The organism is Roseicella aerolata, assembly GCF_020523605.1.
Taxonomy (GTDB): domain Bacteria; phylum Pseudomonadota; class Alphaproteobacteria; order Acetobacterales; family Acetobacteraceae; genus Paracraurococcus; species Paracraurococcus aerolatus.
Genome location: NZ_JAJAQI010000193.1, coordinates 1 through 527, shown reverse-complemented (window position 1 = coordinate 527; position 527 = coordinate 1). Strand labels below are relative to the sequence as shown.

Here is a 527-nt window from a genome sequence, read left to right as displayed (position 1 = left end):
GGCGCCTGGCTCGCCGAACTCGCGGCCGACCTGGGCGACGGGCGCTTCGACGGCGCCTGGCTCGCCGCCAATTTCGAGAACTTGAAGCCGGAGCGGGCCATCTGGGAGAAGTACGCGCGGCTGTTCGCCGAGGTGGACACGGAGCGGGAGCGCTTCCTGCGGTTTGAACGCTGGTGGGGCGGCTTCTACTCCCTGGGACGCGAGGAGATCGCCGCGATCGTCGAGAACCTGTTCATCGGCAACCAGGTCGAGCAGGGCGTCTTCCGCATCTGCGAGGGCTGCGTCGCCGACCTCCGGCGCATCCGCAACCCGGTGGTGGTCTTCGCCTCCGAGGGCGACGACATCACGCCGCCGCACCAGGCGCTCGGCTGGATACCGGCGGTCTACAGCAGCACCGAGGCGCTGAAGGCGGCCGGGCAGCGCATCGTCTACCTCATCAACCCGCATGTCGGGCATCTCGGCATCTTCGTCTCGGCCGTCGTGGCGCGGCGCGAGCACCGGGCGATCCTCGCCAGCCTCGCCGAGAT

Annotated in this window: 1 protein-coding gene; it reads left to right on the top strand. The window is 69.6% G+C overall.

Features of this window, described 5'->3' with window-relative positions; genetic code table 11:
* Positions 1-527: DUF3141 domain-containing protein (locus tag LHA35_RS28520; protein ID WP_226615301.1), on the top strand; the 527-nt coding region annotated here is incomplete at both ends.